The 12,847-nt window shown below is 60.2% G+C and carries 11 protein-coding genes; 2 read left to right on the top strand and 9 right to left on the bottom strand.

Features of this window, described 5'->3' with window-relative positions; genetic code table 11:
* Window positions 1–42: 42 nt before the first annotated feature.
* Window positions 43–2,922: a TonB-dependent receptor plug domain-containing protein gene (locus tag ACO08C_RS09670; RefSeq protein WP_421785249.1), complete on the bottom strand. Its 2,880-nt coding sequence runs from the start codon at window positions 2,920–2,922 to the stop codon at window positions 43–45.
* A 269-nt stretch (window positions 2,923–3,191) separates the two neighbouring features.
* Between ACO08C_RS09670 and ACO08C_RS09665 the strand changes: the two genes are divergently transcribed.
* Window positions 3,192–3,944 (top strand): LytR/AlgR family response regulator transcription factor, encoded by a 753-nt coding sequence (locus ACO08C_RS09665; protein WP_421785247.1) that lies wholly within the window; start codon window positions 3,192–3,194, stop codon window positions 3,942–3,944.
* A 439-nt stretch (window positions 3,945–4,383) separates the two neighbouring features.
* Here ACO08C_RS09665 and ACO08C_RS09660 read toward each other — a convergent pair whose 3' ends face one another.
* Both ACO08C_RS09660 and ACO08C_RS09655 read right to left on the bottom strand, forming a co-directional pair.
* Window positions 4,384–5,007 carry a glutathione S-transferase gene (locus ACO08C_RS09660; protein WP_421785245.1) on the bottom strand — a complete coding sequence of 208 codons (624 nt, stop codon included), beginning with the start codon at window positions 5,005–5,007 and terminating at the stop codon, window positions 4,384–4,386.
* Window positions 5,004–5,939, bottom strand: a complete 936-nt coding sequence (locus ACO08C_RS09655) for a rhodanese-related sulfurtransferase (RefSeq protein ID WP_421785244.1) — start codon at window positions 5,937–5,939, stop codon at window positions 5,004–5,006. Before ACO08C_RS09655 ends, ACO08C_RS09660 begins: the two co-directional genes overlap by 4 nt.
* A 151-nt stretch (window positions 5,940–6,090) precedes the next feature.
* Between ACO08C_RS09655 and ACO08C_RS09650 the strand changes: the two genes are divergently transcribed.
* Entirely contained in the window at window positions 6,091–6,597 is a 507-nt protein-coding gene (locus ACO08C_RS09650) for a hypothetical protein (RefSeq protein ID WP_421785242.1), read from the top strand.
* Here ACO08C_RS09650 and ACO08C_RS09645 read toward each other — a convergent pair whose 3' ends face one another.
* From ACO08C_RS09645 to ACO08C_RS09620, 6 genes are all read right to left on the bottom strand, one after another.
* Window positions 6,598–7,206, bottom strand: coding sequence for a hypothetical protein (locus ACO08C_RS09645; protein ID WP_421785240.1), 609 nt, complete (start codon window positions 7,204–7,206; stop codon window positions 6,598–6,600).
* 58 nt (window positions 7,207–7,264) lie between these two features.
* Complete coding sequence (gene fghA / locus ACO08C_RS09640; RefSeq protein WP_421785238.1) at window positions 7,265–8,098, bottom strand: S-formylglutathione hydrolase; 834 nt, start codon at window positions 8,096–8,098, stop codon at window positions 7,265–7,267.
* A gap of 4 nt (window positions 8,099–8,102) precedes the next feature.
* Complete coding sequence (locus ACO08C_RS09635) at window positions 8,103–8,501, bottom strand: VOC family protein (RefSeq protein ID WP_421785237.1); 399 nt, start codon at window positions 8,499–8,501, stop codon at window positions 8,103–8,105.
* A 520-nt stretch (window positions 8,502–9,021) separates the two neighbouring features.
* Entirely contained in the window at window positions 9,022–10,140 is a 1,119-nt protein-coding gene (locus ACO08C_RS09630) for an S-(hydroxymethyl)glutathione dehydrogenase/class III alcohol dehydrogenase (protein ID WP_421785235.1), read from the bottom strand.
* Between the two features lie 10 nt (window positions 10,141–10,150).
* Window positions 10,151–12,250, bottom strand: a complete 2,100-nt coding sequence (locus ACO08C_RS09625) for an amidohydrolase family protein (RefSeq protein WP_421785233.1) — start codon at window positions 12,248–12,250, stop codon at window positions 10,151–10,153.
* A 32-nt stretch (window positions 12,251–12,282) separates the two neighbouring features.
* The gene (locus ACO08C_RS09620; RefSeq protein WP_421785231.1) at window positions 12,283–12,831 is read right to left on the bottom strand and encodes a DUF4334 domain-containing protein; all 549 of its coding nucleotides are present in this window, start codon (window positions 12,829–12,831) and stop codon (window positions 12,283–12,285) included.
* Window positions 12,832–12,847: the final 16 nt, after the last annotated feature.

Below are 12,847 nucleotides of genomic sequence, written 5' to 3'. Positions count from 1 at the left end.
TCCGGCGCCGGTTTCTGAGCGTTGCGTACTACCCTTTCACGCCTAGCGGCGGACCGTGATCCGGCCGTAGAAGTAACGGCCAGCCGTGTCATAGGTCTGCTGCAAGGTATTCATGTCGTCATTGTTCGACACGTAAGGCGGCGTCTCGTTCGCGAGATTGCGCACACCCAGCGTCAGACCCACACCGCTATCCACGAAATCGTAGGCGGCCTGGAGGTCATGATACATGACCCGTTCCGCCGAGTTCGACAGGTTCGCCGGGTTCGACGAGAAGTCGGTGACTTCATCAATGTAGCGGCCGACATAGTTGAACTGCCATGTGTCGGAGACCACGCCCAGGCGAAGCAGGGCAGAGATTTCCGGGAAGGCCGCCGGATTTGTCGTGAACGGATCCTGGGCAAACGTGCCGGCATATTCGAACACCGGACCACCCGGAAGCACCTGGTAAGCGAAGCTTTCCAGATAGGTGATATCCACGCCGGCGACGAATTGGGCCGTCGAGTTGAAGATGTCGAAAGTCGGACCGGAATAGTCGATCGAGAAATCGACACCCGATGTCTCGTATGTCGACAGGTTGGCGTTCGTCAAAAGGACACCGGCAACCACGCCAACCGCCGAGCGGCGAGCACCGCCCGGACCCGGGAACGGTGCCGCCAGCGGAGAACCCGTTACCCCGGTATAGCCCGGACCCGCGATCAGCGAGCACAGCGGATCGGAGAAATTCGGCGATCCATAGCAATTGGAAACGATCGTGTTCACGTCTGCCGAACCGATGGCATCCGTCACTTCAAACGAGAAGTAGTCGGCCGAGAAGGTGAAGTCTTCAAGGATCGGTGTACCCGACGGGGTGAAGACGACACCGGCTGTAAACCCTTCAGACTCTTCCGGCTGCAGGTTCGGGTTACCGCCCAGAACGCCCGCCGCTTGTGTCGAGGTTAACGTAAAGGTCGGCGGCAGACCGTCGGCCTGACAGTTGGCAACAACCGTCGCGCTCGCACCGGACGTACCGTAGTTCACGCAAGGGTCGGTGTACTGAATGGCCGATTGCGCCTGCGGGGCAAACAGTTCCGCGATCGCCGGAGCGCGGAAGCCGGTCGAGAACGAGGCCCGGACACGGACCTGGTCGTTCGGCGCCCACTCACCCTTAATCGAGTAGGTGTTGGCATCAAAACTGTTGCTGACGCCAGTTCCGTTCACGTCATAGGACGACGACCGTGCCGACAGCTCGAAGGCCAGCAATTCGGCAAACTCGACACCCGACAGGATCGGAAGACGAACCTCGCCGTAGAACTCCGAAGAGGTCGTTTCACCCTGTGTCGCATTCCCCGACACGAAGTAGATCTGACCGATCTGCGCCGCGCCATCGGGGATGAACTCACCGGTATCCCGGCGGCGCTCATAACCCACGGCCCAGCCGATTTCGCCACCCGGCAAGCGAAGCCCGCCGAGATCGCCTGATAGGTTCGCCTGGAAGGACAAACGCGTCTGACGCGAGACCGGCGAGTGGCGAACGAGGAAATAGTTCGCAATCGTATCGGTCAGCGTGTCGCGACGGAACGGGTCCCAGATCAAATTGGCCGGCGTTTGGCAAGACCCCGCGGCCAACGAGGCCGGATCGTTACACAATACCTGCGCAGCCCGCACCGGGTTGGCTTGGCCATCGACAACCTGAGCGTCGATGTAGCGGCCATAGGCCAAAGAGGTATCCCAGAAGATTCCGGCCGGCAGCGAACCTTCGAAGCCGAAAATGCCACGCCAGGACGTGGCGTCCTGGGTGAAGAATCGGCCGGACTCCAGCTCTGCCAGACGACGGGCTACGAAGACCGCTTCGCCGGTCGGATTGTTCGGGTGAAAGGCTGGAACCAGCGGGAACCAGAACGTGCCTACCGGCGCGAGCTGTTGCTGCGAAGACCGTGCGGCAAACATGAATTCGCCGAACGCGGTCACATCGCCGAAGCGATCCGACGACAGGACGTCATACTCGGCATCGAAGAAGCCCGAATACACTTCTTGCGGCGTCACCATGTAGGAGCGCGCCGCAAAGTTATATCCGTCTGCCGGCGTAAACGCGCGCAGCACGCCGGTCGCCGGGTCGAGAATGACACCGCCGCCATTGTTGATATTGTTCACAGCACCCGGCCCAGACGGGAATATTTGACCCGGATAGGATGTACCCGAACCGCCGCAGATCAGCTGACCACCGACTTCCGCCCACGGACAGGCCGAGAACGGACGGTCGCCCTGCAAGATGGTGCCACGGTCGAAATATTCGAGGTTGCCGGTGAACCGGCCGCCGTCGAAGGACCGGCCGAAGGTCGCACCGTAACGGTAGATCTGGCCATCGCCTTCCGAGGTCACATCGTATTGGGCGAACAGCTCGATGCCTTCAACATCGTCGCGGGTGATGATGTTGACCACGCCGGCGATGGCGTCTGAACCATAAATGGTCGAAGCGCCGTCCCGCAGCACCTCAACGCGGCCGATCAGCGAAACCGGGATCATGTTGAGGTCTGAGAAACCGGCCGTGACTGATGGCGTGGCGCGGCGGCCATTGATCAACAGAAGCGTGCGTTGCGGGCCAAGGCCGCGCAGCGAGATTGTCGCCTGACCGCCCGAACCGTTGTTCACGCGCGAGTTGGTCTCGCCACCCGGTGCGAAGGTGATCTGGTCGGCGAAGTCTTCCAGAGTGCGGACCGCCTGGACGTTAAGATCGTCCTGGCCGACAACGGTGATCGGGCTGACCGAGGTCAGCTCGCTCCGGCCGATCCGCGAGCCGGTGACGATGATGCGGTCATCCGCCGCACTTTCATCCTGGGCGAAAGCCGTCGCCCCCCCAAAAGTCGAAGCGAAAGCCATCGCCGCGCAGGACGACAGGGCCAGCGTCTTCAACGAGGCGCGTGGGCGCCGTTCAAGAACTTTCATCTGAGTCTCCATTGTTCCCCTCCGAGCGCCATTCAGGACGCTCAATTGGACATCGTTAGGAGACCGTCATCAGCGATAGAAGAGCGAAGCGATGAAGCTTGCCAGCAATGCGGCGTGCGGCGGTGAGTTGTCATTCAACGGCGCTTTTTCCGGCAATCACACAGCAATTTCTGACAAGACCGTGATGAAATTATCCGTTTTGTGAGTTTGCGGCAGCACGAGATCGCCGAACATGCGGTGACGACCCGACCCTTTAACTGATCTGAATCATGCTGAAGCGACGCCTCAATCTTGTACTTTCTGCCGGATTGGCTGCGCGCCGGACGTACAAACCGCTTCTCGACCGATATGCCGAAGTTGTCACGACGACACCGGAACTGACCGCCCGATTGCTGCTGACATTGCTCGGATCGGTCCCGCTTAGCGGTGTGGTCTTCTTCGCAGAGGATGCGAACCGGGCGACGATCGACCTAACGAAGCAGGTCGATAAACAGGGCCTACCCTATCTTCTGGTACTGGAAAAATGCCACTCTGCCAGCGTGCTGTTTGAGTTGGCATCGCGTGAATTCGTGCTGATCTCGCAGGACCGCATACAGGTTGAATCGACCATCGAGCGCTTCATAGGTCATTTAACCAAGCCGGACCGCGGTTACCGCAATGATATGGGCCAGGTCTCGCGCATTCCGGGCGACATTTGGGTGCGCCAGGGTTATGGCCATCGCCGCGTATCGCTGGAAGAGATCCGCTCGATATCGGCGGACAAAGACTATGCCATAATAGAGTTGCCAACCACATCCCTGCTGGTCCGCACGACATTGAGCGAGCTTGAAGAGAAGCTCGACGCCCGCGATTTTATCCGCATTCACAGAAGTCATATTGTACCGGCGCAACGGATCCGCGAACTGCGCAATGCGACGCGATACCGCCATCAGGTCCAGCTCGACGATGGCACGGTATTCCCGGTCGGGAAGACCTATTGGCCAAGATTGCGCGGCCATCTGCGGAAATGGACGATCCGGTAAACGGCTTGGTCCGAAAGCCCGCCCAATATGCAAAGAACACCCAACACCCACCCGCGAGCACCATCCGGTCCCGGACATGGCGATGCCAGCGCCGCACCGCGAATACCCGAGCAGGCTGGGCACACGCCGGAATGAAGCTCAGGCTTGCCCCTGCCTGCTCGCAACGCTCAACGACACCATCGCCTGTCTGATTGTGGGCTTCGAAAGCCATGGATTACTCCAATTGTGTCGATCGGATTCCGAACACGCCGATGCGGTCAGCGGATTCCTTTAGTCATGGAGTGACCGTGAAACCCTATCAGCAGAGCCGCCATCATGGTCGGCAGCGGGCAAACCGAACGTCGCATGCTGTGCCGCGGGATCCGGTCGGACGCCCCAACCGGCAATAAGTCAAACACCGTATTCTGGGGATTCAGCCCGGACGCCGGCGGACAGCGCGCTAGGCAGCGCGCGAAACGAAGAGCGCGTGTTTCGCCATGATCCGCTGGAAACGGTCGGACGCCAGATGCGCGCCAAGCCAGGCATGGACCTTTGGCCAGGATTGCGTCTCGAACCAGTCGCGATCCGTGTTTGCGAACTGCCGGACGAAAGGGAAAACGGCGATATCCGCCAAGCGCACTTTCTCGCCAGTCAATTGCGCTGATGCCTGTAGCCGGATTTCCAGCTTTTCGATAAACCGGCTCGCTTCTCGGCGATGCTCCTCTGCCACCGCGCCCTCATAGCGCGTCGCATATTTGTACCGGTCCAGATGGTGTTTGAACGGTCCGTCATTCTCGGCGATCAGGCCTTCGCCCTCCGCGACGTCATCGAGCCATTCCTCGGGGTCATTGCGACCGAGCGCCCAGCGCATCACGTCGAGACTCTCGTCAATGATCTGGTCGCCCGGCAGCACCACAACCGGCACGGTGCCTTTCGGCGAAGCGGCCAGCATCTCTGCGGGTTTGTCCTTCAAGAGGATCTCGCGATGTTCGAGCTCGATCTCCGCAACGTCGAGCGCCATCCGAGCGCGCATCGCATACGGACACCGCCGAAACGAATAGAGGACCGGCAATGCCCCACTCATGCCGGTTCGCCAGGGCCGGGATATTGAGCCCCGACATGGCGGACCCCGCGCTGGCGCGCCAGTGCTTCCTGGCGATGGCGCTCGGCATACCCTCGCCGCTGAATGGAAGTGCGCTCGGCACGGCAATAGGCACAGCTTTCGCCCTCAACGAAAAGAGGCGAACGGCGATCCGCGGCGGTCAGCGGTTCCCGGCAGGCATGGCAGATCGACACGTCGCTTTCGTTCAGGCCATGCCCCACGGCAACCCGGCGGTCGAAAACGAAACAGTCGCCGTCCCAGAGGCTCTCCGCCGCCGGAATGCGCTCAAGATATTTCAGAATACCGCCCTTGAGATGGAACACTTCATCCATCCCCTCAAAACGCGCTAGCGCTGTCGATTTCTCGCAGCGGATTCCGCCCGTACAATACATGGCAATGCGGGCGTCCGGGCGCGTCTCGCGGAATTTGCGGAACCAATCCGGGAACTCGCGAAAGCTGGTGGTTTCCGGATTCACGGCCCCACGGAATTGACCGATCCGGACCTCATAATCATTCCGCGTATCGATCGTTACGATATTCGGCGACGAGATGAGCTCATTCCAGTCTTCTGGCTCGACATAAATTCCTGCAGCACGGTTCGGATCAGCCTCGGGAACGCCGAGCGTCACGATCTCTTTTTTGATGCGGACCTTGAGCCGGAGAAAGGGTTGCTCATCGGACGCTGACAGTTTGACGTCGATATCGGCGCAACCCGGCAAGCCACGGATTTCGTCAAGAACTGCCGAAATCCCGTCTGGCGGACCCGCAATTGTTCCATTGATGCCTTCCGGCGCGATCAGCAATGTCCCCATCACATCATTCGCGGCGCAAACCTCGCGCAGCTGCGCCTGCAGCGGCCGGTCGGCTTGCAACGGCGTAAACTTGTAGAGCGCGGCGACGCGGAATGCGGTCATAGGGTATGTCTCTTTGATGAGGCGTCCGATCAATCACCCTGATTAGGACAGGTCAGCGGTCAACGCCAATCCGCAATGCCGTTTTCGGCTCCCACTCCCCGGCGGAGGGTTTCAGGTATAGGCTGGGAAAAGACCTTCAGGGGAGGACACCATGTTGGGTCGGTTTATCTATGGCGCGGTCGCGCTGGTATTTACGGCACCGTCGCTGGCACAGGCTTGCGAAGATCGTGACCACGGCCCGCTTCCGCAATTCCTGGGCGACTGGCAATCGGACGGCGAGGCCTTCGGCCAACCGGCCCAGAGCCGCATGAAATGGACATCGATCATGGACGGCTGCTTCCACCAGCTCGATTATCGGATCGAGACCAATCCGGGTTCCGAGGAGTCGTGGACGTTTCTGGGTCGGGGCACGCACTATTTTGTCGATGGCGACATTGAAGGCCACTGGATCGACAATAATGGCGATTTGCACGATCTGCGGGGCTCGGCCAGCGACACCGAACTTCTCGTTTATTGGGGCGAGGCAACGGGGCAACTCGGCCGCTCGCGCTATGCGCTGACGGAGGATGGCGCCATCCAGGTTACCGACTGGGTGCTAACCGATGAAGGCTGGCGTCAGTTCAACAACAATCGCTTCGAGCGGGTGACAACGGACTAGCTACCAGCTTTCGAGAACCGGCGTTTCAGCGCAAATGAACAGACAGCCGGTGCGAGATGTATTGCACTGCTCGACCGACAGGGCGGCATCGAACCCCCATCCGGCCGAGTTGGGCGTACACGATTGGCGGTTGATCGGAATCAGCGCGTCGACAGCCGTCGGAAAGCGGGCGTCCAATCCGCGACCATCATCGAGCCTGTAGCGGCAACGCAAAATGTCGCCGCTTTCTTCGACACGCAGCCACTCCCTTGCCGCCATGACCGGCGGCAGGGGCATCAGCTCATCGGCACCGATCGAACCATCATCGACCGTAACGGCGCGGTCATGAGTCAACATGGGCGCGGCGCGTGGGCGCGAACTGCGCGCCGCCGGCGTGCCCCGAATTCGCGCTTCGGTCGGGCTCGGTCCGTTCGGGACGGGCCGGCGCATCACGCGGGCATCGGCAACCCAATGTCCGCGGACGCGCGCCTCGTATTGCCAGGCCGGCGCTTCGGGAAACTCCTTCTCGACAACCCAGACATCCTCCGGCGGCGGGCAGTAGAAACTTTGTTGCGAAAGCGCCGGCGGCGCTGCCATCAGAATCGCTGAAGCTGAAAGGAATATCCGCATGTCCGCCTCCCTACCGGGAACAGACTATCAGAACGCCACCGGATGCCGGAATCCGCAACTAGCCCGCCAGCGCCTTCGCATGGTGGGCGATGTGGTCGTCCATGAAGGTCGAGATGAAATAATAGGAATGATCGTATCCGGCCTGCCGCCTCAACCTCAGCGACTGACCGGATTCCGCGCAAACCGCTTCGAAGAGTTCGGGTCTTAGCTGGTCTTCTAGGAAATTGTCCGCCATGCCCTGATCTATCAGGATGTGAGCCTTTGAGGCCTGTTTGCGGACAAGCGCGCAGGCATCGTATTGCGCCCAAGCCGAACGGTCTTTGCCCAGATAGGCGCTGAACGCCTTCTTCCCCCATGGCACCTGCATCGGCGCGACGATCGGTGCGAAGGCGGAACAGCTCCGATACCGGTCCGGATGTTTCAGGTGCAGGGTCAGCGCGCCATGGCCGCCCATGGAGTGCCCGAGAATGCCCTGCCGCTTCATGGCCGCCGGGAAATTCGCTGCGATGACATCCGGCAGCTCTTCGACAATGTAGCGATCCATGCGGAAATGCTCTGACCATGGCGCCTGCGTGGCGGTCAGGTAGAAGCCCGCGCCCTGCCCCAGATCGTAATCCTCGTCATCTGGCACATTCTCGCCGCGCGGGCTGGTGTCTGGCGCCACGACCATCACACCATGGCGCGCAGCAGCCTGCTGGAGATTTCCCTTCTCCATCACATTCGACCAGTTGCAGGTCAGTCCGGACAGATACCACAGCACCGGCACCGGGCCGGTCTCCGCTTGCGGCGGCGCATAGACCGCAAAGCGCATGGGCGTGCCGGTCACAGCAGAGTCATGATCATGAACCGACAGCGTGCCGCCGAATGAGCGAAAGGTGGAGACAGGGGTCATGGTTCTATTTCGGCCGGTAGATAGCGCAGAGCTTGTTGCCGTCCGGATCTCGCACATAGGCGAGATAGATCTTGCCGAGCGTCTTGCCCTGCCGGTATCCGGGCGGCTCCTCGATCGACTTGCCACTATTGGCGACAGCCGAATCGTGAAACGCATCGACCTGTTCGGTCGACTCGCACTTGAAACCGATTGTGCCGCCATTCGCGAAGGAGGCCGGCTCGTCATTGATTGGCTCGCTGACGCAGAAAATCCCACCCTTGTAAAAATAGAACAATCGCGCATGACCGCTGTCTGCACGATTGCTGACCGGCTCGCCGGTAAAGCCCAATGATCCGATCACCGCATTATAGAACGAACGCGCCTGATCGATGTCATTCGTCCCAACCATGATGTGATTGAACATGCTGATTGCCTCCGAGGAAGTCAGACTAGCGCATTGTGAAGTTTGCCCTGAATGCAAGAAGTGAAACAGAAAGCGACTGTCCGCTATTGATCGTTTCCAACTTCCAGCCTGGTACAACCGGAACTGCCGGACGAGCATTCGTACCACTCGGCCACAACAGTAGCGGAAACGGTGCAGTAATCAGCGGCATCGGCAAACCAGACCGTGTCCTCGTAATTCGGCAACCGCATTATGCTTCGGACCAGCGCACGATCGGCGTCATCAAGGCAATCTCTGTCAAAGCAGCCAGCCGTGTGGCCCAATCGCGATTGCCAATTGGCGGTAACGCTCTGCGCAGCGGGATTATAAAATGTCAGCATTCGGGCGCGGGTCTGCTGGTTCAGACCTGCCGAGGCCCATTCATCCAGCGCCTCACAATATGCCGGCAACAAGTCCATATTTCTCAGTTGATTAGCGCACCCCGCAGAATGCAGCCCAAGAAAGAAGGACGCGATCGCGGCAGCTCGCGCATCAACTCTCATTAATAAACCACCACGCTGCGAATGCTCTCGCCGGCATGCATCAAATCGAAGCCCTGATTGATGTCTTCCAGATCGAGCGTGTTGGTGATCAGCGAGTCGATATCGATCCGCCCGTCCATATACATGTCGACGATTTTCGGCACGTCCGTCCGCCCTCTCGCCCCGCCGAAAGCGGTGCCGCGCCACACCCGTCCGGTGACCAGCTGGAAAGGCCGCGTAGAAATCTCGGCTCCCGCGGGAGCCACGCCGATAATGACGCTTTCGCCCCAGCCCTTGTGGCAGCATTCCAGCGCCGCACGCATCACATCCACATTGCCGATGCACTCGAAGGAATAGTCCGCTCCGCCACCGGTCAGCTCGACCAGATGCCCGACGAGCCCGTCATGACCGCCGCCGATCTCCTTCGGGTTGACGAAATCCGTCATCCCGAACCGCCTCGCCATCGCTTCACGCTTGGGATTGATATCGACGCCGACAATCTGCCGGGCGCCGACCAGCTTCAAACCCTGGATGACATTGAGCCCGATCCCGCCCAGCCCGAACACGACGGCGGTCGAATTGGGCTCCACCTTGGCCGTAAACATCACGGCGCCGAGCCCCGTTGTAACGCCGCAGCCGATATAGCAGATCTTGTCAAATGGAGCGTCCTTGCGGACCTTGGCGAGCGAAATCTCCGGCAGGACGGTGTGGTTCGAGAAGGTCGAACAGCCCATATAGTGCAGGAGTTTCTTGCCCTTGTAGGAAAAGCGCGACGTGCCGTCCGGCATCACGCCCCGCCCTTGGGTCGCCCGCACTTTCTGGCAGAGATTGGTCTTTGGATTGAGGCAGTATTCGCACTCGCGGCATTCCGCCGTGTAAAGCGGAATGACATGGTCGCCGGGTTCGAGACTGGCCACACCCGGCCCGGTCTCCAACACAACGCCGGCGCCCTCATGGCCGAGAATGGCGGGGAATTGCCCTTCCGGATCCGCACCCGAGCGCGTGAATTCGTCGGTGTGGCAAATACCGGTCGCCTTGATCTCGACCAGCACCTCACCGGCCTTCGGCCTTTCGAGATCGACCTCACAGATCTCCAGCGGATTCCCGGCCTCAAATGCGACAGCGGCGCGTGTTTTCATCGCAGCCTCCCTAAGGTGCCGGCTGTGTCACATTCGGCACGTCGGTAAACGGCACGATGCCGAACTCGGGATAGATCCCGGTCGGGAAATAGACCCGCCCGTCAGCCATCACCATCGCGATCGTCTTGATATCGGAGAGATCCTGTGTCGGATCGCCCGGCACCAGAAAGAAGTCCGCCAGATAGCCTTCCTCGATCAGGCCGACCTCGTCACCCACGCCGAGATACTCCGCCATGCCATGGCTCGCCCAAGCGAGAATTTCCGGCGGGGTCATACCGATCGTCTGATAGAGCTCCAGCTCACGGTGATAGGTGAACGATCCGCCAAGATCGGTGCCCGGCACGAGCAGAATGCCGCGCTCGTGCATCATGCGAAGCACGGCTGTGATCTGCTCGTAGGCGCCGCGATAATTGGCGTCGTCTTCCTCATTTGCGATGTCCGCCCAGGCGGAGCGGGCCTGGCGCTGCGCATCGACCGGCAGATGATCGACATAGTCGACCGTGCCGGGCGAGATTTCGCCATTGCGTGACAGGAGCAGCGTTTCATGGATGGCGAAGGTCGGATCGACCGCGATGCCGCGCTCTGCAATCTCGCGGATCGTCGACTGCACAGCCTCGCTCTCAAGGTCGAGTGTGGGCAAGCGACGCAGCGCCGTTAGCCGCAGCAAGGTACGTGTATCTTCACCCTCTTCCAGCACCCAGCCCAGCATGATCTGGTTGATATGGGTTAGCTCGTCATAGCCCGCGGCGATCATGGCATCGGCATTGGTAAAGGCCGGCACATGGCCCGACACGCGCAATCCCCGTTCGTCGGCCGCCGCGATCATCGCCGGAACCCAATCCGGATTGATCGAATTGTAGATCTTGATCTGGTGGTAGACACCGGCATCGGCATAGGTGTGCACCGCCGCGACCGCCTCTTCCTCGCTCTCGACGATAATGCCGTTATTGGAGTTGAAAGGGCTGCGGCCTTCGATGAAGCCGGACCGGTGAATGCGCGGCCCGGCCAGCTCACCAGATTCCACCCGTTCGATCAGCGCGCTCAACACCTCGTTATTATTGCCCATATCACGCAAGGAGGTGACGCCCGCAGCAATGTTCAGGAAGGCCGCCGTTTCGCCCATGTGGCCATGCATTTCAAAAAAGCCGGGCAGCAGCGTCCCGCCGTCACCGTCGATGATGACCGCCCCGTCAGGCGAATCCATGTCGGCCGCGCCGACCGCTGCGATCCGGTTGCCGTCGACCAGCACTGAAGCGGCCTCGCCGCGGGTCTTCGTCTCGGCATCGAAGACATGCACATTCCGGATCAGCACCGGAGCGTCATAGTCACGGATCACCCGGGACTGAATCTCCGCAAAACGGTTGGCGCCGTATTCCGCCGCAAGTGCGCGCAGGCGCTCGTCCTCGCCTTCAAATCCTTCCGCCAACAGGGCAAAGCCGGGGGTGATAATCCCGAAAAAGGCATCACCGGTCATCAGGAAATAGGTCGGATTGAGACTGGTGCCGCTCATCGCGTAGACGATGGCATCCAGTGTCTCCGTTCCGTTGGATACCTCCAGTCGGTCGATCTCGTTCATCCGCAACTCGCCGCCGGGGATGGCCGGCAGCATGCCGTCCTCGTCGGCCATCAGCGCCCGCGCCGCAATCGCCAGCCAGTAAGGCGAAGCGTTCTGCGGCACATAAAAGGCACCGCCCTCGATCACGGCCGTATCGCTGCCGGTAGCATCGGTCCAGCTCACCTCGCTGTCGGCATAATCGAACCGCTCGTCCACCTCGTTGCCGAATGTCGTATTGCCTTCAACCGCCCAACTTGTGGGAAGTCCGTCCGAATTCAGTGACACGGTTTCGGAGAGCGTCGGTCCACGCCCATTATTGCGGAATTCAAAATCGACCGCATAGCCATCCTCGCGGGTCGTAACCTCCATCTGACCGATCGCCGTACCGCCTACCAGAACGGTAAAGACCTCGGCTTCGTCAGCGGCAAACAGGACGGCACTGGCTCCCGCCTCCTCCATCGCATCACTGTTCCGCGCCGCATCCTCACCCGGTGAACACGCCGCCAGCGCGATCAGTAATGCCGACGCGAAGCCGGCCGGTTTCCAAAATGTCATCGATAATCTCCCCAAGTCGTGAAAATGGCCTGTTAGAGCGACGAAAAATCGAATCCCGCCTCACCCTCGCGCGCCAACGTTAACACATAAGGCCGCGTCATGCGCTTCATGTCCATGAAACCAAGAACATTGTTGTCATCGAGCTTCCGGAACACGTCATGAATCGGCAGCTGGTCGTAGCACATCGTCGCCGACAACTTGCCCCGATACCGCGTCATCCGCAGCCGCGCCCGCGATTTCGTTGTTTGCGTGTAAGCCTTCATGGCGGCACGCAGCCCCGGCAGAAGCCAGCTCGGACAGGACGGCGTCTTCATCCGCGGCCCGAACGGCATTTTGCCCGGATCAGCGAAGAATTTTTGTCCTGCACCGTCGAGATGAACCAGCGGATGGACATTCTCTTCGTCAATGAAGGACTTGCCATACCAGCGCGCCAACGCCAGGGAACCATCCATCGGGTGGCCGGTTGAAATTTCCCGTCCCCACCAATCCCCGATCATGAAATCGGTCTCCACCGGCTCCAGCCTGTCGAAAAGCGCTTCGGCGGCAAGGAAATCCATGATGATAGGCGAGGCGTCCGGCATGGTGATATCTGGACAC

The sequence above is a fragment of the Hyphobacterium sp. genome, assembly GCF_965229905.1.
Taxonomy (GTDB): domain Bacteria; phylum Pseudomonadota; class Alphaproteobacteria; order Caulobacterales; family Maricaulaceae; genus Hyphobacterium.
The sequence above is the reverse complement of the archived record's forward strand: the minus strand, read 5'-3'. Positions and strand labels throughout refer to the sequence as shown.

Excerpts from the sequence above, each read along its gene's own strand:
- ACO08C_RS09625 (WP_421785233.1), bottom strand. The coding sequence starts at position 12,250 with ATGACATTTTGGAAACCGGCCGGCTTCGCGTCGGCATTACTGATCGCG.
- ACO08C_RS09650 (WP_421785242.1), top strand. The coding sequence starts at position 6,091 with ATGTTGGGTCGGTTTATCTATGGCGCGGTCGCGCTGGTATTTACGGCA.
- ACO08C_RS09620 (WP_421785231.1), bottom strand. The coding sequence starts at position 12,831 with ATGCCGGACGCCTCGCCTATCATCATGGATTTCCTTGCCGCCGAAGCG.
- ACO08C_RS09665 (WP_421785247.1), top strand. The coding sequence starts at position 3,192 with ATGCTGAAGCGACGCCTCAATCTTGTACTTTCTGCCGGATTGGCTGCG.
- ACO08C_RS09655 (WP_421785244.1), bottom strand. The coding sequence starts at position 5,939 with ATGACCGCATTCCGCGTCGCCGCGCTCTACAAGTTTACGCCGTTGCAA.
- ACO08C_RS09670 (WP_421785249.1), bottom strand. The coding sequence starts at position 2,922 with ATGAAAGTTCTTGAACGGCGCCCACGCGCCTCGTTGAAGACGCTGGCC.
- ACO08C_RS09660 (WP_421785245.1), bottom strand. The coding sequence starts at position 5,007 with ATGAGTGGGGCATTGCCGGTCCTCTATTCGTTTCGGCGGTGTCCGTAT.
- ACO08C_RS09630 (WP_421785235.1), bottom strand. The coding sequence starts at position 10,140 with ATGAAAACACGCGCCGCTGTCGCATTTGAGGCCGGGAATCCGCTGGAG.
- fghA (WP_421785238.1), bottom strand. The coding sequence starts at position 8,098 with ATGACCCCTGTCTCCACCTTTCGCTCATTCGGCGGCACGCTGTCGGTT.
- ACO08C_RS09635 (WP_421785237.1), bottom strand. The coding sequence starts at position 8,501 with ATGTTCAATCACATCATGGTTGGGACGAATGACATCGATCAGGCGCGT.
- ACO08C_RS09645 (WP_421785240.1), bottom strand. The coding sequence starts at position 7,206 with ATGCGGATATTCCTTTCAGCTTCAGCGATTCTGATGGCAGCGCCGCCG.